This is a genomic window from Rhodococcus sp. 5A-K4, from assembly GCF_046097995.1.
In the GTDB taxonomy this organism is placed as follows: domain Bacteria; phylum Actinomycetota; class Actinomycetes; order Mycobacteriales; family Mycobacteriaceae; genus Rhodococcus_F; species Rhodococcus_F erythropolis.
In genome coordinates this window covers 138,716-160,011 of the sequence record NZ_JBJURM010000015.1, presented here as the reverse complement: position 1 = coordinate 160,011, position 21,296 = coordinate 138,716, and the positions used below count along the sequence as shown (strand labels likewise).

Below are 21,296 nucleotides of genomic sequence, written 5' to 3'. Positions count from 1 at the left end.
CGACGACTGAGCCCACGACGACGACTGAGCCCACGACGACTGAGCCCACGACGACTGAGCCGACCACGACGACTGAGCCGACCACGACGACTGAGCCGACCACGACGACGGCTGAGCCCACGACAACTGAGGCCTCGACCAACCCTTCGGCGTCGCAACGTCCGAGCAGCAGCGCTTCCCCTGCGACCAACGCAACTTCGCAGACTGAGAGTTCATCTAGCGAAGCAGCCTCCGAGACGACGCAGTCCCCTTCCGAGTCGCAGTCGAGTTCCGAGCCATCCTCGGAGGCCGCGGTTCCGCCGGCTGGACCGTCTGATCCGCAGGGGCCGTCAGCGGGCGGCGGAGCAGCTGCACCCTCTGCCGGTGGACCGGCGAACGCTGCGCCGGGCGCAGTCGCAGCACCGTCCGCGCCCGAGGTTCTGGCCGCACCGGCACCCGTAGCTCCCCAGGTACCGTCGAACGCTCCGAACGTCGCGAGTCCCAGTGAGAACCCGCAGGCATTCCCGACGGCGTTCACTCAAGGCCTTCCGCCGATTCTCAACGCTGCCGCCGTCGCAGGCGGTGTGGGCGGAATGGCAGTCGTAGCGGCGGGTGCGGGAGCAATGACTTTTCGCGGAGCATCGTTGCAGAAGGCACGTTTGGCTGCCGCACGTGCCGAATTCCTGGCACCCGGATCACAGGGAGGTGCGTGAGTCGTGCCGGACAGACGTTCACATCGCCGCGTTCTGGCCGCGGTGGATGCCGTATGTGACGCAGCAGCGTCGTCGGAGGCTGTGTCACTGCTTACGGTGGTACAGACAGTCGCCCGCGAGCGTGGGCGCCCGATCGAGATCGATCTGGAAACCCCGCTCGCCACCGGAGTGTGCGGTCAGCGCCGGGCCTACGACGACCACGACGTCATCGTTTTGGCTCCCGGACTACCCAATGTCGAGCGGACTCTGGCACATGAGTTGGGGCACATAGTGTTTCGTCACGAAGGTGCCGAGATCGCCGAGGCGACGCTCGAGGTCAGTGACGATTTGATTGCATACATGTTGAGTCAACGTTCTCTGCGGCGCAACGAACCCGTGCCGATGGATGACATCGCGGAGTGGGAAGCCGAGACGTTCGCGTCGATGTTGATCATGCGTCTGCGAACGATGAGTGGCCGTGGGACACCGCTGTCGGTGTTGCGGTACGACGAGGCGATCGGATGATCTTTTGGGCTGTGGCCCTTCTCGTCTGGGTTGCAGCCGGCGCGAGACTGGGTCGAGTTGTCGCGCGCACCGCGACGCCGTTGCGAATGTCGATGGTCTTCGCAGGCTTCTCGGTCGCATTGTCGTCGACGGTCATGGTGCCGGCGGTGTGGGACATCGTCGATCGAATTGCGCCGGAGCAACATGCCGCAGCGATGATCGTCATCGTCTTGTGGACCGCGTTGTCTGCGGCCAGCGCAGTCGGCGCCGTGTCTGCCTGGCCGGTGATGTCGCGTCCAGCCATGCGCGGTCTCGCCACGGTGCTGTACTCGGTGGGGCTGCTGGTGGCGATCGCGGTTTTCTTCGGATACCCAGCGCCGGCTCTGATCTTTATCATCGTCGCTCTGTCCCTTGTCATTTCGACGGGGCTACGGCACGTTGCCTGGGCGCCGTTGGGGCGCGGAATCGCATTGATCGTGACAGGTTCGTCGGTCTTGCTTGTCGTGGTCGTCGTGATGCTGGTCGAATCGATCGGTGGCACCAGCGCACTCGAATCGGATATCTGGACGGGCGCAGGGGTGTGGTTCATCGCTGCCTCGAGTGTTCTGATAGCGCTCGGCATCACGTGGGTGCTTCTCGAGACCTGGTTACGTGCCCGACGAGATCTGTACCGGCTGCGGCGGATGCACGCGCTTCTCGTCAAGCGATTCCCCGAGGTTGTCGACGCGGACAGTGCCGGAAGTACGTCAGTACTCCGGGCATCGGACATGATCGCTCAGATCATGGATGCGATGTACATACAGTCCGGCGCCGGGATGTTCGACGTCGGTGGTCAGGAACCGCCCCGGGCAGTTACCGCCCATGCAGGAATACTTGCGGGGTGGATCGCGGATCCATTGGCCTCGGATGTGTTGGACACCAGATGGATTGCGCCGCCGGAGCGGATGTCGGCGCGCCGATGGGTCCTACTGTTGGCGAAGGAACTCGATGAAACGACAAAAGTAGGTCGACGTTCGTAGTCGACCTACTCCATGTCAATTCAGTGCTTCAGCACATTTGCATCAGCGTGACGCGTCGGGCGGAACCTCTGGCAAACCCTCACTCGCACGCAGCTTTTCAGCCATCGTGGTGAGCAGATTCTGCGATTCTTCCGACAGGTCGAATGCGCGGCTCGAGAGGCGGCGAAGGCCGTAACCTTGGAGCTGCGAGAGCAGTTCGAGGTCGTGATCGATCTTGGCAGCGTAGATGTCGTTGAAGAAGTAGTCGGGCTTCACCTTGAAGAACCGGGCGAACGCAGCGACTGTCTCGTCCGAGGGGTTGGTGCGCTGTCCCGAGCGGAGCTGCGAGATGTACGGCTTGGAGATCTGATGGCCGTCTTCGATGAGCGCTGCCGCAACCTCGGCGTTGGTGTGGGGTTTGCGCCCCGGAGGATGAACACTGTCGAACAGTTTGTTCAATCGTTCTGCAAAGTCAGCCATTGTGAACCGCCCCGTAATCCTCTCTAGCTAGCAATTGTCCGTTCAGTGAATCCTACGGTATCACGCGGATAACCGATCGGTAGCTCACCGTAGTCTGTTTAGTGGACCAGTTGTCAAATGTGTCCGAGATTCGATTCGTTCGGCCATTGAGTGCTCAGCTATGTCTCAGCGCACATTGAGTATCGGCCGCACGAAGATTGTGCAGCTACGGTCGCGCTATTCGAACCTTCCATTACTTGGTTAATGTGCCCAGTATCAAACCTTTTACCCGTTTTGGCGATATTAGCTAAGCGTTAGCCTGGTTTTTCATATGTGTTCCGAAAGGAAAACCGCAGTTCAGTGACGGTGTGGAGTGATGCGGTTGCAATTATGGCGACTGTTCGCGATGTTGCTCGAATCACTTCGGGGTTGAACCTTGAACGGTTTGCCGGAATGCAATCTGCGCTAGCTAAACCCCCTGCGTAGGTGCAGAATTGTGATATGAAACACACGATGAGTGATGACGAACTGCGCCGCGCGATCCGTGAAATCCAGGATCGAGCCCACGACGCACGCAAGCGTGGGGACGATGTAGCGGCGGAAGAACTCGACCGTACGGTCAGGGGCTATCAAGAGCAGATGGCTCAGCGTCTGTAGCTGTCGGTGGGTTCGGCGACTGCCGCCGAGGTCGTGGGTTCTGGCATGCTCACGGCCGCAATGCGTGTTTCGGGGCGGCCGCACAACGCGTGCGTAGACTTTCCCGCATGTCCACAGTACGAGTGCGGGGGAGTGTCGATCCATGTCAGTAAGGTCGCTCGAGGGTAAGAAATGCCTGATCACCGGCGCTGGTAGTGGGATAGGACGCGCAACTGCACTGCGGGCATCCGAGGCCGGAGCCGAATTGTTTCTCACTGATATCAACGACCGTGGATTGCACGAGACTGCCGCAATGGTTGGTGCCGGAGGCGGCACGGTCAGTTTGGCCAAGGCACTCGATATCTCGGATTACGACGAGGTCGTGAAATTCGGTACCGAGATTCACACTCAATTCTCTCCGATGGATGTCGTCATGAATATCGCCGGCATTTCAGCGTGGGGAACTATCGAGAACCTCGAGCATCGGCACTGGAAGTCGATGGTTGACGTCAACCTGATGGGACCGATCCATGTCATGGAGACGTTCGTTCCGCCCATGATCCGCGCCGGCAAGGGTGGGCACCTGGTCAATGTGTCTTCGGCCGCTGGGCTCTTGGCACTGCCGTGGCATGCCGCTTACAGTGCGAGCAAGTTCGGCCTTCGCGGGGTCTCCGAGGTGCTGCGATTCGATCTGAAGCGGCACGGAATCGGCGTCAGTCTGGTTGTGCCTGGTGGGGTGAAGACGCCTTTGGTGGGAACCGTGGAGATCGCGGGTATCGACCGGGATGACCCGCGGGTCAAAAAGCTCACGCACCGGTTCGAGAAGCGCGCGGTCTCCCCGGAGAAGGTGGCCTCGTGCATTCTGCGGGGAATCGAGAAGAACACGTACCTCGTGTATACGTCCAATGACATTCGATTCGGATACTGGTGGGCCCGCAAATTCGCCCCGCCTTACGAGTTCGTGATGCAAAAAGCGAACGACCAGTTCAGTAAATTGCTCAAGCGATGAGCATTAACTCCGACGGGACTTTTATCTAGTCGAATAGGGACCAAAGTCATGCCGAAGAGTTTTCACTTCGATATCGAATTCAAATATCCGATCGACGACGTGCATCGAACTTTGACTGACCCGAGTTATTGGAAAGTCCGACTCGGAGACCTTTATGCCACCTCGGACATCGAAGTTGGAGACGGATCGATCGAAGTATCCGTGTCCGAGGAAATCGACTCCGCCTCCCTCCCGACCCTGGTCGCCAAGGTTGCGCCGAGTCGACTGGGTCTGACACGGGTCGACCACTGGGGGCCTCTGTCTGACGGGAAGGCCGCAGGGTCGGTCACCGGAATCGCGCACGGACTGCCGATACGAATCGAGACGACGCTGGACCTCACCGCCGCCGAGTCCTGCACGCGACTGGTCGTCGACGGAACGGCCGAAGTGAAGATGCCGATCATCGGCGGCCAGATCGAGAAGTTGCTGAAGAAGACCGTCGAGGACTTGCTGGGGCGCGATCGGGACGCTGTCGAGTCATTTCTCGCCTGAGTCGGCGCCGAAATCCACCTCCAGAACGCGTGCACCTGGGCCAGCGGCAGCGAGTTGATCGTGAGGGTTTGCGAGGGCGCATCCCTCCAGTGAGAGACACCCGCAACCTATGCAACCGGTGAGATTGTCGCGTAGTCGTTCCAGTTGCTCGATGCGGAGATCGAGGTGGCGCCGCCATCCGGTCGACAACCGTTCCCAATCTGCGCGGTTCGGGGTACGGCCTTCAGGAAGTGTGCCGAGGGCTTCCCGGATTTCCGACAGTGGAATGCCGACGCGTTGCGAGATTCGGATGAAGGCGACGCGTCGAAGCGTGTCTCGTTGGTATCGACGCTGGTTGCCGCTGGTCCGGCGACTGACGATGAGGCCTTCTCGTTCGTAGAAATGCAGGGCCGAGACGGCGACACCGCTGCGCTCGGAGAGCTGGCCGGGCGTAAGTTCCTTGGCTTTCCACGACGGCATCTCCATGGCGACTACCGGTCCGTCGCCCGGTGGAGGGTGGCGTGGAGATGATGCGTCAGCGGGGTGTCGCCGTGCGCCATCCACAAGTCGTAGGTCAGGGTGTCGCCTTGGACGCGCATGACTCGCCGGACGTCGTGAACCGGTTTTGCGTCGGGCGATGCTGCGAGCGTGAGACGGGTCAAGGCGAGAGTGCCTTCGGAGTCGACGGTGCCGCGATGGATCTCGACAAAACCGGTGGGCTGGCTGACCAGCAGTTCGAGCTCACCACCAGGTGTCGGGCGCAGGTATCCCGATTCCTTGTGAAGTGGTCGGCCGTCGGGGAGCCCTCGAGTGCGCGACGAGTAGGTGACAAACGGTTTCGGAGTCGGAGCGAACTCGATCTCCTCGGAGTACTCGAAGTCGTCGATGGTGGGGAAATGTCCGGCTCCAGCGCCGACCCAGCGCCCGGTGAACCTGTCGATTCCGGCGCCGCCCAGCGCCGCCTGATCCGTGCTACTCATTGCGTGGTCCTCTCGCCTGCGTCGGATCAGACGTTACGCGGGAAGATATGGCAGCTGCTCATCCCTGCTGGGTGGGGCCTACGGGATTAGTGTTCACTCATGAACGCTTCTGGCTCCGTCCCCCTCGGTGTCGATTCCGAGGTGGGCCGATTGCGATCGGTCATTCTTCATCGTCCGGGCGACGAGTTGAAACGATTGACTCCGCGCAACAACGACGAGCTGCTCTTCGACGCGTTGCCGTGGGTGGACCGCGCGCAGGAAGAACACGATCAGTTTGCGACCGTCCTTCGTGAGCGCGGCGTCGAGGTACTGCTTTTGTCCGATCTCCTCACCGAGGCGCTCGAGGTCAGTGGCGCAGCGAGGATCCAGGGAATCGCGGCCGCCGTCGACGCACGCAAGATCGGCCACGCGCTCGGGCAACACCTGGCTGCGTACCTGCGAAAGGTAGACCCGAAGGAGCTGTCGTCGATCCTTACTGCCGGAATGACGTTCGACGAGCTGCCGATCGACGCCGGCTCGACCTCGTTGGTGCGCAGGATGCATCACGGCGGTGACTTCGTGATCGACCCGCTGCCCAACTTGCTCTTCACCCGCGATTCGTCGTTCTGGGTCGGGCCACGGGTCATCATCACGTCCTTGGCGTTGTCAGCGCGAGCTCGCGAATCCTCGATCACGGATCTCGTCTACGCGCATCACCCTCGATTCAGAGGCGTGCGCCGCGCGTACGAGTCGCACACGGCTCCTGTCGAGGGAGGTGACGTGCTGCTTCTCGCGCCGGGGGTGATCGCGATCGGTGTCGGTGAACGTACGTCACCCGCCGGCGCAGAAGCATTGGCGCGTAGCGTGTTCGACGACGGTCTCGCCCACACGGTGTTGGTTGTTCCGATCGAGCAACGCCGAGCGTCGATGCATCTCGACACGGTCTGCACCATGGTCGAGGCCGACGCGGTCGTCATGTATCCGGCCATTCAGGACACATTGGCAGCGTTCACCCTTTGCAAGGAAGACGACGGGGTGAGTATTCGCGGTGCGACGCCGTTCCTCGAAGCGGCAGCCGACGCCATGGGAATCGGAAAACTTCGAGTGATCGACACCGGACTCGACACGGTCACTGCCGAGCGTGAGCAATGGGACGACGGCAACAACACGTTGGCCGTCGAACCGGGCGTCGTCGTCGCTTACGAGCGCAACGTCGAAACGAATGCCAGGCTGGAGGCCTCGGGTATCGAGGTTTTGCGAATCGCGGGTTCCGAACTGGGCTCCGGTCGCGGTGGACCTCGCTGCATGTCCTGCCCGATCGCCCGCGATCCGCTGTGAGCGGTGGACGTCAGAGAATCTCTTCCACCTTGGCTGCCGGACGCGCGAGCACCGTGCCCTTGTCAGTGACGACGAATGGGCGTTCGATCAGAATTGGGTGCTCGATCATCGCGTCGAGGATCTCGGATTCGGAAGCGTCGGCGAGTCCGAGGTCCTTGTACTGCGTTTCGCGCTTGCGAACCGCTTGACTGGGCTCGAGGCCGGCGTCGGCGATGAGTTTTTCCAGCTCGGATCGGGTAGGCGGAGTATCGAGGTACTTGACGATGGTGGGTTCGATGCCGGCTTCCCGGATGAGCCCGAGAACGGTCCGCGAGGTGTTGCACCGTTGATTGTGGAAGATGGTTGCAGATGCCATGTTCGTCATTCTGCCTCTGCGTCCGAACTCGTGGGACAAACAGGGGAACAACGGGCCGCTCCGGAGTGCTGCACTTGAAGTACCGACGTGTGAGGAGAAAACGATGACGGAACATCGAAGTGTGGACGAACGACGCGTGGTCATTGCCGGTGGGCACGGCAAGATCGCGCAGCACCTGACGTACCTGCTGGCAGGACATGGTGATCGGCCGGTAGCGCTGATCCGCAACTCCGCGCACGAGGGTGCGGTCCGCACACTCGGCGCGTTCCCCGTGGTGATCGATCTGGAATCCTCCTCGGTCGAGGAAGTTGCGAAGGTACTCGACGGTGCCGACGTCGCGGTCTTCGCCGCGGGCGCCGGACCTGGTAGCTCGATCGAGCGCAAGGACTCCGTCGACCGAGCTGCGGCGGTGCTGTTGGCCGATGCCGCCGAGAAAGCGGGAGTACGTCGGTTCATTCAGATCAGCGCCATGGGTGCTGGTGACGAAATACCGGAGAACACCGACGAGGTTTTTGCCGCCTACCTGCGGGCGAAGACGGCAGCGGAGGAAGACCTGAAGACAAGGTCTTCGCTGGATTGGACGATTCTTCGGCCAGGACTTCTGACGGACGACGACCCCACCGGTGAAGTATTGCTTGCGCAGCCGCCCGTCGATCGAGGCTCTGTGCCTCGAGCCGATGTCGCCGCCGTCGTCGAAGCGCTCATCGATGCGCCGTCCAGCGTCGGCAAGACATTGGTTCTGACCTCCGGCCCGCATACGATCCGCGAGGCGATCGAGGGCCTGTGACCGAGAAGATACGACGAGGGTGACGATGAAGATCGCAATCGAACACGATTCCTCCACAGCTCCGTACGACCAACTGCGGCAACAGATTATCGAGCAGGTTCACGGCGGCGGATTGATCGCGGGAACCAAGATCCCGACGGTGCGAGCGTTGGCCTCGGAGCTGGGATTGGCGGCCAACACCGTCGCGAAGGCTTATCGCGCGCTCAGCGATCAGGGCGTCATCGAAACGAGGGGAAAGCAAGGGACATTCATCGCTTCGGGGACCGATCCGGTGCAGGCGCAGGCCGAGCAGGCGGCGACCGCGTTTGCGCATAGGGTCCGCTCGCTCGGGTACTCCGACAGTGAGATCGTCGCCATGGTGGAGTCGGCATTGAGAGGTGCATGACACAATGTTTAAGTTGACGCTTCAACTTAAAGCTGTCAGTCTTGGCTCATGAATTCGTCGATTGCTCGTGACCTCGGACTCCTCATCGCCCGTGTCGGCCTCGGGATCATCTTCATCGCCCACGGTTGGCAGAAGTTCTTCACCTACAAGATCGCCGGAACGCAGGCCGCGTTCGAAGGGATGGGCGCCCCGCTCCCCAAGATTTCTGCGGTTGTGGCTGCATCCATCGAACTCGGCGGCGGAATCCTGCTCATCGCGGGTCTGTTGACCCCGCTCGTCGGCGCGCTGCTGTTCCTCGACATGGTCGGCGCGTTCTTCATCGTGCACGCGGACAAGGGTGTCTTCATCGACAACGGTGGCTACGAACTCGTCGTCGCACTCGGTGTCGGATCGCTCTTGATCGCTGTGATCGGCGCAGGACGCATCAGCATCGACGGATTGATCGGCAAGGGCAACGGTTGGGTTAAAACCCCAGCTTGATCGGGGTGAGAAGGCGGGTTCAACGGACGTTGAGCCCGCCTTCCGGCTTGCTTTTGGCCCATAAAGTGACGAACGTAGTCATCTATGGTGACGAAATCTGATCGATCCGAACAAGATTCCGGGGCCAACGAAGAGCGCCCGGAGACGGGCTTTACTCGAGTAGGCGTTCGGACCGACTACGTGGTGTTTTCCGTGGCGGCTGCCGCGGTGCTGGCTATTGTCGTGTGGGGCCTCGTAGCTCCCGACAACCTCGATTCGGTAACCGGAAGTGTTCTCGGCTGGTTGGTGACGAACATCGGCTGGCTCTTCGTACTCGCAGCTTCGGCTTTCGTGCTGTTTTCCATCTACCTCGCGGTCAGTCGATTCGGCGACATTCCGCTGGGCAAGGACGGTGAGAAGCCCGAGTTCCGAACCGTCAGCTGGATCGCGATGATGTTCAGCGCCGGCATGGGGATCGGCCTGATGTTCTTCGGTGTCGCGGAACCGCTTGCGCACTACGTGACTCCGCCTCCCGGCACCGACGGTGGCGTCGGAACTGCCATGGCCACCACCATGTTTCACTGGGGTCTTCATCCTTGGGCGATGTATGCCGTTGTGGGCCTTGCCATTGCATACGGGTCGTATCGCCGAGGACGCAAGCAACTGTTCAGTTCGGCCTTCATTCCGTTGCTCGGTCGCAAGGCCGAAGGGCCGATCGGCAAGGTCATCGACATCCTGGCGATCTTTGCCACACTTTTTGGTACCGCAGCATCTTTGGGGCTCGGCGCACTTCAGATCGGCTCCGGTTTCGAGGTAGTCGGCTGGATGGAAGAAGCCGGCGTATTCCTGCTCGTGGCCATCGTTGCGGTGCTGACCCTGGCATTCGTCGCTTCGGCAGTTTCCGGTGTGGCCAAGGGAATTCAGTGGCTCTCCAACATCAACATGGTGCTCGCGCTGATCTTGGCGCTGTTCGTGTTCGTTCTCGGGCCGACCGTGCTGATTCTCAATCTGCTCCCGACGACCATTGGCGCATACGTTTCCGACCTCGCCCAGATGTCCGCCCGCACGGGTGCATCGTCGAATCCTGAAACGGGCGCGTGGCTTTCGTCGTGGACGATCTTCTACTGGGCATGGTGGGTGTCTTGGACGCCGTTCGTCGGCATGTTCCTGGCACGCATCAGCCGCGGCCGCACGATCCGCCAGTTCATCGTCGGCGTCATCGCCGTTCCCACGACTGTCAGCTTGCTCTGGTTCGCGATCTTCGGCGGCGCAGGCATCGGCGAGGAACGTGACGGAATCGGCTTGTCCGGCCGAGGCTCGGAAGAGGCTCAACTGTTCGGCATGCTCGACAATCTGCCGTTGGCCGGAGTGACGACTGTCCTCGTCATGCTGCTCGTGGCAGTGTTCTTCGTTTCCGGCGCAGACGCAGCGTCGATGGTGATGGGGACGCTCTCGCAGCGCGGAACGCTCGAACCGAGTCGCTGGGTTGTGGTCTTCTGGGGCATGTTGACCGGTGGCGTCGCGGCGCTTCTGCTGTGGACCGGTGGCTCCGAAGCGCTCGACGGCTTGCAGACCATGACGATCATCGCTGCGGCGCCGTTCGTGCTGGTCATGATAGGACTGTGCTTCTCGCTGTACAAGGATCTTTCGCACGACCCGATCATCATTGCGGCGAAGGAGCAGAAACGTGCTCTCCTACGCCCGAGGCGGGGACGTCGCGTCGGTAAGCCGACAGAGTAATCGTGAAGCGAAGGAGGCACCGAACCAGGTTCGGTGCCTCCTTCGTCTCTCTATTTCCAGCTAGGCAGCCACAGATGGTTTTGCCACGATTCCGGCGTGATCGGCATGGCGGTGAGTATCGGCCAGAGGTAGACGAAGTTGGCCACGACCAGACCGATGTACAGACTGACCGCAAGAAGTCCGGTGGTACGACGCTCGACGGACGCGCTCGCCTTGCCCAGAACATCGCCGAGGACCAGCGCAAATCCCATGACCATGAACGGGGCGAGTGCAACTGCGTAGAAGTAGTACATCTGGCGGTCGAGCGTCGCGAACCACGGAAGGTAAGCGGCGCCGTAGCCCGTCAGGACCACGGCATATCGCCAGTCCCTGCGCACGAACGTCTGCCAGATCGCCCACGCCAACATCGGTAGTGCCAGCCACCACATCGCCGGTGTGCCGATCAGCATCACGGCCTTGACGCAGCTGGCGGCCCCGCAACCGGTGACCTGCTCGCCGTCGGCGTAGTAGTAGAGCATCGGTCGTAGCCCCATCGGCCACGTCCACGGTTTCGACTCCCACGGGTGGTGGTTTCCGGCGGAGTTGGTCAGACCGGCATGGAACTGGAGAACGTTTCCGCTGTAGTACCAGAGTGAACGCAGTGCGGAGGGAATGAAGCTCCACGTGCCGCCCTCACCGATCTCGTTACCGACGGCGTGACGGTCCACGCCGGTCTCGCTGGTGAACCAGGCCCAGTAGCTCGCGAGGTACACACCGAGCGGAATGACCACCAGCGCATACAGAGCTGGACCGATGTCGCGAACTGCGGTGCCGACCCAGGGGCGCTGCACGCGGTATGCGCGGCGCGCTGACAGGTCGAAGGCAACACTGAGCAATCCGAAGAACAGAATGAAGTACATGCCGGACCACTTGGTTCCGCATGCCAGACCGAGCAGGATACCGGCGCCGAACCGCCACCACCGGAAACCCAGCCGTGGACCCCAGGCGGAATCGCCGATTCGACCTTCCTCGTATACCTTCGCCATTCGTTCGCGGACTTGGTCGCGATCGACCACCAGGCATCCGAGCGCCGCAAGGACGAAGAATGCCAGGAAGATGTCGAGCATCCCGAGGCGTGAGGAGACGAAGGTGACGCCGTCCACGATGAGCAGGATTCCGGCAATCGCCCCGATCAGCGTGGACCGCGTCATGCGGCGGACGATCCGGATGATCAGCAGGACCATCAGCGTCCCGACCAGGGCTGACGAGAATCGCCACCCCCAACCGTTGTAACCGAAGAGTGCTTCGCCGATCGCGATCATCTGCTTACCGATCGGCGGGTGCACCACCAATCCGTAACCGGGATTGTCCTCGATGCCACCGCCGGTCAGAACTTGCCAGCCCTGCGGAACGTAGTGCTTCTCGTCGAATACAGGTGTGCCGGCGTCGGTCGGGTAGGCGAGCATCGTGAAGCGGGTGATCGCCGCGATGGCGGTGATGAAAGCGGTGACGATCCAGCCGCGCAATCTGTCGGTCGGGCCGAAATCAGGATCCGGTACCAGCGGGCCGGGACTACGCACTACCCGATCGCTCGTGGCGGGCGTTGGCCGCTCGTCCGTCTGCACAGTCACCTGGCAATCGTAGGCTGTCAGGTATGACTGGTCGTTTGGTACTCGCCGCAACACCCATGGGAGATGTCGGTGACGCGTCCCCGCGTCTTCGGTCTGCTCTCGCAACCGCCGACGTCGTCGCTGCGGAGGACACACGACGCACCAAGTCTCTGGCGTCCGCGCTCGACGTCACCATCACCGGGAAGATCGTCAGTTTCTACGACCAGGTCGAGATTTCGCGGCTGCCCGCGTTGGTCGCCGACGTGGCCGAAGGCAAGACCGTCCTGCTGGTCACCGATGCAGGCATGCCGTCTGTCAGTGACCCCGGATATCGCCTCGTTGCCGCCTGCGTAGCCGAGAACCTCGCCGTCACGTGTCTCCCGGGCCCGTCGGCGGTCACGACGGCGCTGGCACTCTCGGGTTTGCCGGTGGAGCGGTTCTGCTTCGACGGATTCCCGCCGCGAAAGCAGGGGCAGCGCAAGACCTGGCTTTCGGCCCTGGCAACCGAGCAGCGAGCGTGTGTGTTCTTCGAAGCACCCCATCGCCTTGCCGACTGCCTCGCAGATGCTGTGGAAGTTCTCGGGCCCGATCGCCGCGCGGCCGTGTGCCGGGAATTGACCAAGACCTACGAGGAAGTGAAGCGCGGCACTCTCGGAGAGTTAGCTACTTGGGCGGCCGAGGGCGTTCGCGGAGAGATCACGGTGGTGCTCGAAGGCGCAGTGCTGGTGGCATCTGATCCTGCCGATCTGGTCGACGAGGTGGAAAGGCTGGTCGAGGGGGGAGCACGATTGAAGGACGCGTGTGCTCTGGTCGCAACGGCCGGAGTCTCCAAGCGTGAGTTGTACGAGACGGTCCTGGCCGCTCGAAAGGACTAGCGGGAGCGGTTCACGGCGGGTGCGCCGGGACGCAGGTTGGCGTCGTCGGCTGCGGCCTGGCCGGCGTGCCAGCCTTCGGCGTCGACGGACCGTCCGCGAGTTTTGCGGGTTGTCGGGAACAATCGATCGAATTCGGCGTCGACGGCCTCGGAAGTGGTGGCCAGGATCGGCAGAAGATCCGCGACGTCCATCGATGCCGCGTCGGCCGCTTCGGCGGTGGCTTTGGTGCCGGCGTCACGCAGGCGGTGTCCGATGCGGCTGGCGAACCCGGCCAGGAATCCCTTGCGGAACGAGGTGGTGCGTGAGCCGCCACGATTGCTCGAGTCGGCGAATTGCATTGCACGGGTTGCCTGTACGAGCAAGGAAGTGAACAGCATGTCGACTTGCTGAAGGTCGACCGGAGTGCCGACGACGGTCGCGAGTGCAATGTCGCTGAACCAGACAGTCCTGACTCGATTCGATTCGCCGATCTCGGTCAGGAGGTGAACCTTTTCCTTCACGTACGGGTTCTCGATGTGAATGCGTCGGGCATTCACGGATGTGTCGGTGACCCCGGCGCGAGAGTGGAGCAGCGCGGAATCGATGGCGTACCGGGTCATCAACTCCTGAGCCTTCGCGGTGAAAATCTCGGCTTCTTCCGCGAAGTTGGTGGCTTCCGCTTTGGCGAGTAATCCACGAATTCGCTTGAGTACCTTGGAGTCGACCTCGGTATCACCGACGCCGGCATAGGTGGTGTCGGTCCGTTGCGACGGCCAGGTGGATGGTGGCGCGAGCAACACCGTCCACTGAGGTAGGCGCATCCACGATCGCGCGACGTCGACGATTTGCGAAACAAGGAAGTAGGGATCCTGGAACAGAAGGCCGGCGGCGAGGGAGCGAAAAACGTCGTCGTCCACGGTGATTCGAGAAGCGATGTGCCGAGACTTCGGATACTGTTCGCCGATCGTCTGCAACTGCCCCACCCATTCGAGCGGTGCGCGATCGGAGGCGCGCGACGCTTTCGCATCGAACAGGATGGTGGTGGCGGCGAGATCGGCGTCGGACGGTTCTTTGCTTCGACGCGCCAGATGAATCAGATCCGCCGGCTGCCATCCGCGGTCGTACGCCGCGGACAGTTCGGAAACGAGATCTCGCACCGCGGAAACGGATTGAGGGCTGACCTCCTGAGTGGACACCCGCGCTCCGTTCCATGGCAGTGTCTGCGCCGAAGCGCTGGTTCGAATGTATGTTCTATTCGTCGTCATGGCTGGAGTGTGCACGTGGGGTCCGACACATCCGCCTGTAACCGGATATCTCGGACCCCACGTGAGGCACTCTCGCTTAGCTCATTCCTCGACGAAGCGGGGGAAAACTGGCGCCGGAGCAGGCAGTTTCCGGTTCGCGTCGATGCGAACCGCGATGTCGGCGAACTGTCGGTTCTCTTCGCTCTGGCCGAGCAGATCGAGGATACGTGACGCCGCGTCGGGCATCACCGGCTGAACGAGAAGCCCGACGATACGGACCACTTCGAGCGTCACGTACAGAACCGTCGCCATACGTGCCGGATCGGTCTTACGCAGAACCCACGGTTCCTGCTTGGAGAAGTACCGGTTGGTCTCGCCGAGCACGCCCCAGATGGCTTCCAGCGCGAGGTGTAGAGCCTGCACGTCGAACTCGCTGCGGCACTTGGCGAGCAGGGCATCCGCCGATGCCAGCATCGCCAGGTCGTCCTCGGTGAACTCACCGGGGGTGGGTACCTGGGCGTCGCAGTTCTTCGCGACCATCGTCAGCGAACGCTGCGCGAGATTGCCGAGTTCGTTCGAGAGATCAGCGTTCATGCGCGTCACGATCGCTTCGTGACTGTAGCTGCCGTCCTGACCGTACGAGATCTCGCGGAGCAAGAAGAAGCGGACCGCGTCGAGGCCGTACTGATCGACCATCGCGATGGGGTCGACGACGTTGCCGACGGACTTCGACATCTTCTCGCCCTTGTTGTACAAGAAGCCGTGGACGAACACCCGCTCCGGCAGTTCGATGCCGGCAGACATGAGGAATGCCGGCCAGTACACGGTGTGGAACCGCGTGATGTCCTTGCCGATGATGTGCAGGCTCGCGGGCCAGAACTTCTTGAACTCCTCCGAATCGACGTTCGGGTATCCGACGCCCGTCAGGTAGTTGGTGAGGGCGTCTACCCAGACGTACATGACGTGGTCCGGGTCGCCCGGCACCTTGACGCCCCAGTCGAACGTGGTGCGCGAGATCGAGATGTCCTTGAGGCCGCCCTTGACGAAGCTGACGATCTCGTTGCGGCGAGTCGTGGGGGCGATGAATTCGGGGTGCTCTTCATACAGCGCGAGGAGACGCTCCCCGTACGCCGAGAGACGGAAGGTGTAGTTCGACTCCTCGGTCCACTCCACCGGGGTGCCGGTCTCGGTGGACTGACGGGTGCCGTCCTCCAGAAGCGTGGTCTCGGCTTCGGTGTAGAAGGCCTCGTCCCGAACCGAGTACCAACCCGAGTACGTGTCGAGGTAGATGTCGCCCGATGCGGCCATCTTCTCCCAGATCGCCTTGCTGGCGACCTGGTGATCAGCGTCCGTGGTGCGGATGAACCGGTCGTACGAGACGTTCAGGACCTTGTCGAGGTTCTGGAACACGTCGGAGTTGCGAGCCGCGAGTTCGCGTACGTCGATGCCCTCTTTGATCGCTGTCTGCTGCATCTTCAGACCGTGCTCGTCGGTACCGGTCATGAAGAACACTTCATGACCGTCCAAACGCTTGAAGCGGGCAAGCGCGTCCGAGGAGATGTACTCGTACGCGTGGCCGATGTGCGGAGCGCCGTTGGGATACGCGATCGCTGTCGTGATGTAGAACGGCGATCGTTCCGCGCCTTCCGGGGCGGCGGAGTCCGGGCGCGGGGTCTGGGAGGGTGAGGCAGGCACAGTCATGGTGGGCTTACTCTATCGGGCGTGAGCAAAGACCGTCCCGCCCCCGATGCCCCTGAGCCCTTGTCGCCTCTGATCGACGCCCATACGCACCTCGACGCGTGCGGCGCACACGACGCTGCGACCGTGGCCGAAATAGTCGATCGAGCCGAGGCCGTCGGCGTCGGACGGGTCGTCACGGTGGCCGACGACCTCGATGCTGCACGCTTTGCCGTCGACGCTGCGAACTGGGATTCGAGGGTTTACGCAGCCGTCGCAATCCATCCGACCAGGGCGAACGTCCTGGATGCCGACACCAGGGCCGAGATCGAACGGTTGGCGTCCGATCCGCGGGTCGTCGCGGTGGGGGAGACCGGGCTGGATCTCTACTGGCCAGGCAAGCTCGAAGGGTGCGCCACGATCGAGGAGCAGGTCGACGGTTTCCGGTGGCACATCGATCTGGCGAAGCGTCTCGGTAAGACGCTGATGATTCACAATCGCGAAGCCGATCAGGATCTGCTGCGGGTGCTGCACGAGGAAGGCGCGCCGGAGACAGTGGTGTTCCACTGCTTCTCCTCGGATTCGGAGATGGCGCGGGCATGCATCGACGCCGGGTATGTGCTCAGTTTTTCGGGAACCGTGAGTTTCAAGAATGCGAAGGCGCTGCGTGAGGCCGCGCTGTTGGTGCCGTCGGATCAACTGATCGTCGAAACGGATGCGCCGTTCTTGACGCCGCACCCGTTCCGCGGGGCGCCCAACGAGTCGTACTGCCTGCCGTACACAGTGCGCGCACTCGCAGACATCCGCGGCGAGGATCCGCAGGCCCTGGCAGCGGCGTCCACGGCGACAGCGGAGCGCGTCTACAAGATCTGACGCTATTCTGGTTCGACAGGTAACTCCGCGCCCGGGATCGTCGTGTCCCGGTCCGTCTACTGCGCGGGGTATTTCAGATGAATGACTCCATCTATCCCTCCGACGTCTATCCCGACGACGTCGAACACACAGCCGAGCAGTCCTCGCGATCCGGCTCGAGCGCGGCGAATTTCTCGAATCCCGGGAGGGAATGAAGGCGCACAGCTTCGCTGAGCCGACGCCGGTCGACTCTTCGGTCCAGATCGTCAGCGTTCATGTCGACGCGGTCGAAGTCGAGTGCTGCGGGCCGTTTCCGGTGGTCGGTGAATCATGCTCGTGGACATTGGCACCGCGATCGCAGGACGACGCGTTCGACGGTTGGGTTCACGGCGGGATGCCGGCGTCTGGAGTCGTGACCACGGGTGTGGTGCTCGGGATTCTCGTGGTGACGACGACCTACGCAGAGGTCGGAAGTCCACGCATGTGGTTGCCCGTCGCAGGTAGTGAGAACTATCGAAGGGTCGAGGCCAGTCCTCGGTGGTTCCGAAGGTTCGGCGACTTCGACTTCGAGCCGCAGAATCGGATCGAGACCGGGCTGGTTGTCGAATTGGCCACCACCCGTGCGCCTTTCCGGTAGTCCCCACTACCAAAAAGGCGCACAGGGGGCTTGCCCCTAGAGAACTTTCGCCAGGAAGTCCTGGGTGCGCTGCTGCTGGGGGTTGCCGAACAGACTCTCCGGCTTACCTTCTTCGACGATGTATCCGTCGGCCATGAAGATGACTCGGTCGGAAACCTCACGGGCGAAGCCCATCTCGTGGGTCACGACGACCATGGTCATGCCCTGCTTGGCGAGGTCGCGCAGCACCTGCAGAACCTCACCCACCATTTCGGGGTCGAGGGCGCTGGTGGCCTCGTCGAAGAGCATGATGTCCGGGCTCATCGCCAGTGCGCGGGCAATGGCCACACGTTGCTTCTGCCCACCGGACAGGCTGGCGGGCTTGGCATCTGCCTTCTCCGCGAGACCGACCTGGCCCAGCAGTTTGACGGCGATCTCGCGAGCCTGATCCTTGGTCGATCGCCCGGTCTGCACCGGGGCGAGCATCACGTTTTCGACGACGCTCATGTGTGGGAACAGGTTGAAGTGCTGGAACACCATCCCGATGTGCTGGCGCACCTTGTCGATGTCGACGTCCTTGTTCGTGAGGTCGAACTGGTCGACGCGCACGGAGCCGGCGGTGATGTCTTCGAGGCGGTTGAGGCAGCGCAGGAAGGTGGACTTACCCGAACCGGAAGGCCCGATGACGCAGACCACTTCACCGCTCTTGATGTCGACGTCGAGGCCTTTGAGGACCTCGTTGTCGCCGAACGACTTCTTCAGTCCCTTGACCGAAATCTTGACCTCGGTGTCGGACTTGCCCATGTTGACGGCTGTTTCGGTCACTTGTTGATCCTCTTCTCGAGGCGGTTCGACAGCTTGGTGAGCGCCATGATGATGATGAAGTACATGACGCCGATGATCAGCCACATGTTGAACGACTGGAAGTTGCGCGCGATGATGATGCGCCCCGTCTGAGTGAGCTCGGCGAGTCCGATGACCGACAGGATCGACGTGTCCTTGAGGGTGATGACGAACTGGTTGATGTACGACGGGATCATCGTGCGAATTGCCTGCGGCATGATGACTTTTCGCATCGACTTCATGTAGCTGATGCCCAGGCTTCGTGACGCCTCCATCTGTCCCTTGTCGACGGACAAGATGCCGCCGCGGACGATTTCAGCCATGTACGCACCGGCGTTGAGCGAGAGCGTGATGATGCCTGCGGTGAAGGCGGACATCTGGAAATGCAGGGCTGCCGGGATGCCGAAGTAGATGAAGAACGCCTGCACCAACAGCGGTGTGCCGCGGAAGATGTCGACGTAGGTCGTGCCTATACCTCGGACGAACATGTTGGTGGACACGCGGCAGAGACCGAAGATCGCACCCAGGACCAGAGCGATCGCGATCGAGACGACCGAGAGAACGATCGTCAACCACAGGCCCTTGAGGAGCTGGGGATAGGTGCTCTTGATCAAGCCGATGATGGAGTTGTCCGACGTCGACGCGCCCTGACCGAGGTAGGTCGAGACGATTTCGTCGTACTGGCCGTCGTCGCGCAGGTTCTGCAGTCCAGCGTTGAACATCTGGAGCAGTTCGGCGTTCTGGCCCTTGTTGACTGCGAAGCCGTAGCTCGCGCCCACCTCTTTTTCGGTGACCGTCTTGAGGCCGTTGCCCTGGGTGATGCCGTAGGCGAGGACGGGGTAGTCGTCGAAGACTGCGACGGAGTTTCCGGTGCGGACCTCGTCGTACATGCTGGCGGAGTCGGCGAAATAGACTGTGGTGAAGCCGTATTGGTCCTTGATGGACTCGGCGAAGCTGGCGCCCTCGGTGCCGTTCTTGACCGCGACGCGCTTGCCCTTCAGATCCTCGTACGACTTCACGTCGTTGTCGGTCTCGAGGACCGCCATCTGCACGCCCGACTCGAAGTACGGGTCGGAGAAGTCGAAAACCTGCTTGCGGGCGTCGGTGATGGACATGCCGGCGATGACGCCGTCCGCCTGCCCGGCTTGCACGGCCTGAAGCGCAGCGTCGAAGCCGAGCTGCTTGATGTCGACCTTGAAACCTTGGTCCTCGGCGATCGCGTTGAGGAGATCGATGTCGATGCCGACGAGTTTGCCGTCTTCGTTCTCGAATTCGAACGGGGCGAATGTCAGATCGGTGGCGATCGTGTAGGTGCGACCGGGTTGCGCGCTCGCGATTCCGGGGGCGAACAGCGCTGCGATCAGCGCCAGCAGGATGGCCAGGATCGGCCACCTGGCATTACGTGGTCTGTCGAATCTTCTTCGCACTATCGCCCAGCTTTCTTCTGTCGCGCCCGGGATCGCCGGACTGCTTTGAACCAGACGAGAACATACTGCGCCCAGAGCTGAATCGATACACGGGTATCGGAGCCGGAAAGTGCAGAACACACGACACGCCGTTGCCGTTCCGTGACAAAAGTCGCATTTCGTTGTGATTTGGTTGCCGATACAACGCTCGGTCGTTACCGTATTGTGATCGAACGTCGTCTGCCTTGGGATTTCCTGTGTCGCCTTTTGCCAAGATCAACTCCACGAAGTCACCACTTCTCTATTCAGTGGTGGGTGCGTTGCTTCTGACGCTCATCGTCGGAGGTGCGCTCGCCGTGGTTCGGCACAAGACGATCACCCTCGACGTCGACGGCGACATGATTTCGCTGTCCACGATGTCGAGCAGCGTCGGTACCGCTCTCGAGGACGCCGGATACCCGGTCGATCCCAAGGACGCGCTCGCTCCGAGCGCCGATTCCTCGCTGTCCGACGGCGATACCGTCGTACTGCGACGTGCCCGTGAGTTGGCGCTGACCGTGGACGGTCAGCCGACGACCATCTGGACCACGGCATTGACGGTCGACGAGGCACTGAAGCAGGTAGATGTTTCCGACGACTTCGCAGTCTCGGCTTCGCGCTCGCATCGTCTGCCCCTCGAACGCACCGAGCTCGACGTCGTCAGCCCGAAGACCGTCAGCGTCAGCGACGGTGGTGCTCCGGCGGCCGAGATCAAGCTCGCCGCCGTAACCGTCGGTGATCTTCTCGCGGCCAAGAATGCGCCGCTCGAGCAGGCCGACTCGGTGGTTCCCACCGCTGACACACCCGTTACCAACGGCCTGACCATCCAGGTCACCCGCGACCGCACGGACACTCGCGTCGAGACGCAGCCGATCGCGCCGCCCGAGAACAAGGTCGAAGATCCCGAGCTCGAGAAGGACAAGACCGTCGTCGAAAACCCGGGTGTTGCCGGCGAGCGCACGGCCACCGTCGAGGTCAAGACCGTCAACGGCGTCGAGGCCGGACGAACCGAACTGTCCGCGACCGTGATCAAGGAACCGGTCGCAGCAGTGGTGAAGGTCGGAACCAAGCAGACTTCCGCGCCCGCTGTGTCCAACGCGTCGACGTGGGACTCCATTGCTCAGTGCGAAGCGACCGGAAACTGGGCCATCAACACCGGCAACGGTTTCTACGGAGGACTTCAGTTCACCCAGAGCACCTGGGAAGCATTCGGCGGCGGTCAGTACGCAGCGCGCGCCGACCTCGCATCACGTGAACAGCAGATCGCGATCGGCGAGAAGGTCCGCGCCGGTCAGGGCTGGGGTGCGTGGCCGTCCTGCACCAGCAAATTGGGCCTGCGCTGACGCGCCCACACTCCACACAGAAC

The 21,296-nt window shown here is 62.0% G+C and carries 23 protein-coding genes and 1 pseudogene; 14 read left to right on the top strand and 10 right to left on the bottom strand.

Annotation, left to right across the window (positions count from 1 at the left end; genetic code table 11):
- Nucleotides 1-517: pseudogene (locus ACKAMS_RS20295) on the bottom strand (hypothetical protein); the annotation flags it as partial.
- A gap of 178 nt (nt 518-695) precedes the next feature.
- Here ACKAMS_RS20295 and ACKAMS_RS20290 point away from each other — a divergent pair.
- Together ACKAMS_RS20290 and ACKAMS_RS20285 are read left to right on the top strand one after the other, a co-directional pair.
- Entirely contained in the window at nt 696-1,196 is a 501-nt protein-coding gene (locus ACKAMS_RS20290) for an ImmA/IrrE family metallo-endopeptidase (protein ID WP_003946241.1), read from the top strand.
- Nucleotides 1,193-2,194 (top strand): hypothetical protein, encoded by a 1,002-nt coding sequence (locus tag ACKAMS_RS20285; RefSeq protein ID WP_092763132.1) that lies wholly within the window; start codon nt 1,193-1,195, stop codon nt 2,192-2,194. The genes ACKAMS_RS20290 and ACKAMS_RS20285 overlap by 4 nt, the downstream gene beginning before the upstream one ends.
- 42 nt (nt 2,195-2,236) lie before the next feature.
- Here ACKAMS_RS20285 and ACKAMS_RS20280 read toward each other — a convergent pair whose 3' ends face one another.
- A complete protein-coding gene (locus tag ACKAMS_RS20280) occupies nt 2,237-2,653 on the bottom strand; it encodes a helix-turn-helix domain-containing protein (RefSeq protein ID WP_003946231.1) in 417 nt (138 codons plus the stop codon).
- 492 nt (nt 2,654-3,145) lie between these two features.
- Between ACKAMS_RS20280 and ACKAMS_RS20275 the strand changes: the two genes are divergently transcribed.
- The 3 genes from ACKAMS_RS20275 (at nt 3,146) to ACKAMS_RS20265 (ending at nt 4,808) form a co-directional block, all read left to right on the top strand.
- On the top strand, nt 3,146-3,289 hold the full coding sequence (locus ACKAMS_RS20275) for a hypothetical protein (RefSeq protein WP_162267916.1): 144 nt from the start codon (nt 3,146-3,148) through the stop codon (nt 3,287-3,289).
- A gap of 142 nt (nt 3,290-3,431) precedes the next feature.
- A complete protein-coding gene (locus tag ACKAMS_RS20270; RefSeq protein ID WP_408989444.1) occupies nt 3,432-4,277 on the top strand; it encodes an SDR family oxidoreductase in 846 nt (281 codons plus the stop codon).
- A 48-nt stretch (nt 4,278-4,325) separates the two neighbouring features.
- Nucleotides 4,326-4,808 (top strand): DUF2505 domain-containing protein, encoded by a 483-nt coding sequence (locus ACKAMS_RS20265; RefSeq protein WP_029255916.1) that lies wholly within the window; start codon nt 4,326-4,328, stop codon nt 4,806-4,808.
- On the opposite strand, the gene soxR is transcribed toward ACKAMS_RS20265, so the two are convergent.
- Entirely contained in the window at nt 4,794-5,273 is a 480-nt protein-coding gene (gene soxR, locus ACKAMS_RS20260) for a redox-sensitive transcriptional activator SoxR (protein ID WP_019744715.1), read from the bottom strand. The genes ACKAMS_RS20265 and soxR overlap by 15 nt on opposite strands.
- Nucleotides 5,274-5,278: 5 nt before the next feature.
- On the bottom strand, nt 5,279-5,767 hold the full coding sequence (locus tag ACKAMS_RS20255) for an FABP family protein (protein WP_408989443.1): 489 nt from the start codon (nt 5,765-5,767) through the stop codon (nt 5,279-5,281).
- A 99-nt stretch (nt 5,768-5,866) separates the two neighbouring features.
- Here ACKAMS_RS20255 and arcA point away from each other — a divergent pair, with 99 nt between their 5' ends.
- Nucleotides 5,867-7,084 carry an arginine deiminase gene (arcA, locus tag ACKAMS_RS20250; RefSeq protein ID WP_408989442.1) on the top strand — a complete coding sequence of 406 codons (1,218 nt, stop codon included), beginning with the start codon at nt 5,867-5,869 and terminating at the stop codon, nt 7,082-7,084.
- A 10-nt stretch (nt 7,085-7,094) separates the two neighbouring features.
- Here arcA and arsC read toward each other — a convergent pair whose 3' ends face one another.
- Nucleotides 7,095-7,448 (bottom strand): arsenate reductase (glutaredoxin), encoded by a 354-nt coding sequence (gene arsC, locus ACKAMS_RS20245; protein ID WP_020970331.1) that lies wholly within the window; start codon nt 7,446-7,448, stop codon nt 7,095-7,097.
- 94 nt (nt 7,449-7,542) lie between these two features.
- On the opposite strand from arsC, the gene ACKAMS_RS20240 reads away from it, so the two are divergent.
- From ACKAMS_RS20240 to ACKAMS_RS20225, 4 genes are all read left to right on the top strand, one after another.
- A complete protein-coding gene (locus tag ACKAMS_RS20240) occupies nt 7,543-8,226 on the top strand; it encodes an SDR family oxidoreductase (RefSeq protein ID WP_031330896.1) in 684 nt (227 codons plus the stop codon).
- A gap of 25 nt (nt 8,227-8,251) precedes the next feature.
- Complete coding sequence (locus tag ACKAMS_RS20235; RefSeq protein WP_020970329.1) at nt 8,252-8,611, top strand: GntR family transcriptional regulator; 360 nt, start codon at nt 8,252-8,254, stop codon at nt 8,609-8,611.
- Between the two features lie 48 nt (nt 8,612-8,659).
- Nucleotides 8,660-9,091, top strand: coding sequence for a DoxX family protein (locus tag ACKAMS_RS20230; protein ID WP_020908616.1), 432 nt, complete (start codon nt 8,660-8,662; stop codon nt 9,089-9,091).
- A gap of 84 nt (nt 9,092-9,175) precedes the next feature.
- Complete coding sequence (locus ACKAMS_RS20225) at nt 9,176-10,810, top strand: BCCT family transporter (protein ID WP_019744709.1); 1,635 nt, start codon at nt 9,176-9,178, stop codon at nt 10,808-10,810.
- 50 nt (nt 10,811-10,860) lie between these two features.
- On the opposite strand, the gene ACKAMS_RS20220 is transcribed toward ACKAMS_RS20225, so the two are convergent.
- On the bottom strand, nt 10,861-12,420 hold the full coding sequence (locus tag ACKAMS_RS20220; protein ID WP_024487795.1) for a dolichyl-phosphate-mannose--protein mannosyltransferase: 1,560 nt from the start codon (nt 12,418-12,420) through the stop codon (nt 10,861-10,863).
- Nucleotides 12,421-12,443: 23 nt separating this feature from the next.
- On the opposite strand from ACKAMS_RS20220, the gene rsmI reads away from it, so the two are divergent.
- A complete protein-coding gene (gene rsmI / locus ACKAMS_RS20215; RefSeq protein ID WP_019744707.1) occupies nt 12,444-13,274 on the top strand; it encodes a 16S rRNA (cytidine(1402)-2'-O)-methyltransferase in 831 nt (276 codons plus the stop codon).
- Here the strand turns inward: rsmI and ACKAMS_RS20210 are convergent.
- Together ACKAMS_RS20210 and metG are read right to left on the bottom strand one after the other, a co-directional pair.
- Nucleotides 13,271-14,518, bottom strand: coding sequence for a DUF2786 domain-containing protein (locus ACKAMS_RS20210; RefSeq protein WP_408989441.1), 1,248 nt, complete (start codon nt 14,516-14,518; stop codon nt 13,271-13,273). The genes rsmI and ACKAMS_RS20210 overlap by 4 nt on opposite strands.
- A gap of 81 nt (nt 14,519-14,599) precedes the next feature.
- Nucleotides 14,600-16,198 carry a methionine--tRNA ligase gene (gene metG / locus ACKAMS_RS20205; RefSeq protein ID WP_070385507.1) on the bottom strand — a complete coding sequence of 533 codons (1,599 nt, stop codon included), beginning with the start codon at nt 16,196-16,198 and terminating at the stop codon, nt 14,600-14,602.
- 21 nt (nt 16,199-16,219) lie between these two features.
- Here metG and ACKAMS_RS20200 point away from each other — a divergent pair, with 21 nt between their 5' ends.
- A complete protein-coding gene (locus ACKAMS_RS20200; RefSeq protein WP_408989440.1) occupies nt 16,220-17,047 on the top strand; it encodes a TatD family hydrolase in 828 nt (275 codons plus the stop codon).
- Nucleotides 17,048-17,237: 190 nt separating this feature from the next.
- A complete protein-coding gene (locus ACKAMS_RS20195; protein ID WP_113683217.1) occupies nt 17,238-17,663 on the top strand; it encodes a DUF6578 domain-containing protein in 426 nt (141 codons plus the stop codon).
- Nucleotides 17,664-17,699: 36 nt separating this feature from the next.
- Here ACKAMS_RS20195 and ACKAMS_RS20190 read toward each other — a convergent pair whose 3' ends face one another.
- Both ACKAMS_RS20190 and ACKAMS_RS20185 read right to left on the bottom strand, forming a co-directional pair.
- Entirely contained in the window at nt 17,700-18,467 is a 768-nt protein-coding gene (locus ACKAMS_RS20190; RefSeq protein WP_134999521.1) for an amino acid ABC transporter ATP-binding protein, read from the bottom strand.
- A complete protein-coding gene (locus tag ACKAMS_RS20185; protein WP_020908609.1) occupies nt 18,464-19,912 on the bottom strand; it encodes an amino acid ABC transporter substrate-binding protein/permease in 1,449 nt (482 codons plus the stop codon). The genes ACKAMS_RS20190 and ACKAMS_RS20185 overlap by 4 nt, the downstream gene beginning before the upstream one ends.
- A gap of 236 nt (nt 19,913-20,148) precedes the next feature.
- Between ACKAMS_RS20185 and ACKAMS_RS20180 the strand changes: the two genes are divergently transcribed.
- Entirely contained in the window at nt 20,149-21,273 is a 1,125-nt protein-coding gene (locus tag ACKAMS_RS20180; protein WP_019744700.1) for a resuscitation-promoting factor, read from the top strand.
- Nucleotides 21,274-21,296 lie beyond the last annotated feature (23 nt).

Excerpts from the sequence above, each read along its gene's own strand:
- ACKAMS_RS20285 (WP_092763132.1), top strand. The coding sequence starts at position 1,193 with ATGATCTTTTGGGCTGTGGCCCTTCTCGTCTGGGTTGCAGCCGGCGCG.
- ACKAMS_RS20280 (WP_003946231.1), bottom strand. The coding sequence starts at position 2,653 with ATGGCTGACTTTGCAGAACGATTGAACAAACTGTTCGACAGTGTTCAT.
- ACKAMS_RS20275 (WP_162267916.1), top strand. The coding sequence starts at position 3,146 with ATGAGTGATGACGAACTGCGCCGCGCGATCCGTGAAATCCAGGATCGA.
- ACKAMS_RS20270 (WP_408989444.1), top strand. The coding sequence starts at position 3,432 with ATGTCAGTAAGGTCGCTCGAGGGTAAGAAATGCCTGATCACCGGCGCT.
- ACKAMS_RS20265 (WP_029255916.1), top strand. The coding sequence starts at position 4,326 with ATGCCGAAGAGTTTTCACTTCGATATCGAATTCAAATATCCGATCGAC.
- soxR (WP_019744715.1), bottom strand. The coding sequence starts at position 5,273 with ATGGAGATGCCGTCGTGGAAAGCCAAGGAACTTACGCCCGGCCAGCTC.
- ACKAMS_RS20255 (WP_408989443.1), bottom strand. The coding sequence starts at position 5,767 with ATGAGTAGCACGGATCAGGCGGCGCTGGGCGGCGCCGGAATCGACAGG.
- arcA (WP_408989442.1), top strand. The coding sequence starts at position 5,867 with ATGAACGCTTCTGGCTCCGTCCCCCTCGGTGTCGATTCCGAGGTGGGC.
- arsC (WP_020970331.1), bottom strand. The coding sequence starts at position 7,448 with ATGACGAACATGGCATCTGCAACCATCTTCCACAATCAACGGTGCAAC.
- ACKAMS_RS20240 (WP_031330896.1), top strand. The coding sequence starts at position 7,543 with ATGACGGAACATCGAAGTGTGGACGAACGACGCGTGGTCATTGCCGGT.
- ACKAMS_RS20235 (WP_020970329.1), top strand. The coding sequence starts at position 8,252 with ATGAAGATCGCAATCGAACACGATTCCTCCACAGCTCCGTACGACCAA.
- ACKAMS_RS20230 (WP_020908616.1), top strand. The coding sequence starts at position 8,660 with ATGAATTCGTCGATTGCTCGTGACCTCGGACTCCTCATCGCCCGTGTC.
- ACKAMS_RS20225 (WP_019744709.1), top strand. The coding sequence starts at position 9,176 with ATGGTGACGAAATCTGATCGATCCGAACAAGATTCCGGGGCCAACGAA.
- rsmI (WP_019744707.1), top strand. The coding sequence starts at position 12,444 with ATGACTGGTCGTTTGGTACTCGCCGCAACACCCATGGGAGATGTCGGT.
- ACKAMS_RS20210 (WP_408989441.1), bottom strand. The coding sequence starts at position 14,518 with ATGACGACGAATAGAACATACATTCGAACCAGCGCTTCGGCGCAGACA.
- metG (WP_070385507.1), bottom strand. The coding sequence starts at position 16,198 with ATGACTGTGCCTGCCTCACCCTCCCAGACCCCGCGCCCGGACTCCGCC.
- ACKAMS_RS20195 (WP_113683217.1), top strand. The coding sequence starts at position 17,238 with ATGAAGGCGCACAGCTTCGCTGAGCCGACGCCGGTCGACTCTTCGGTC.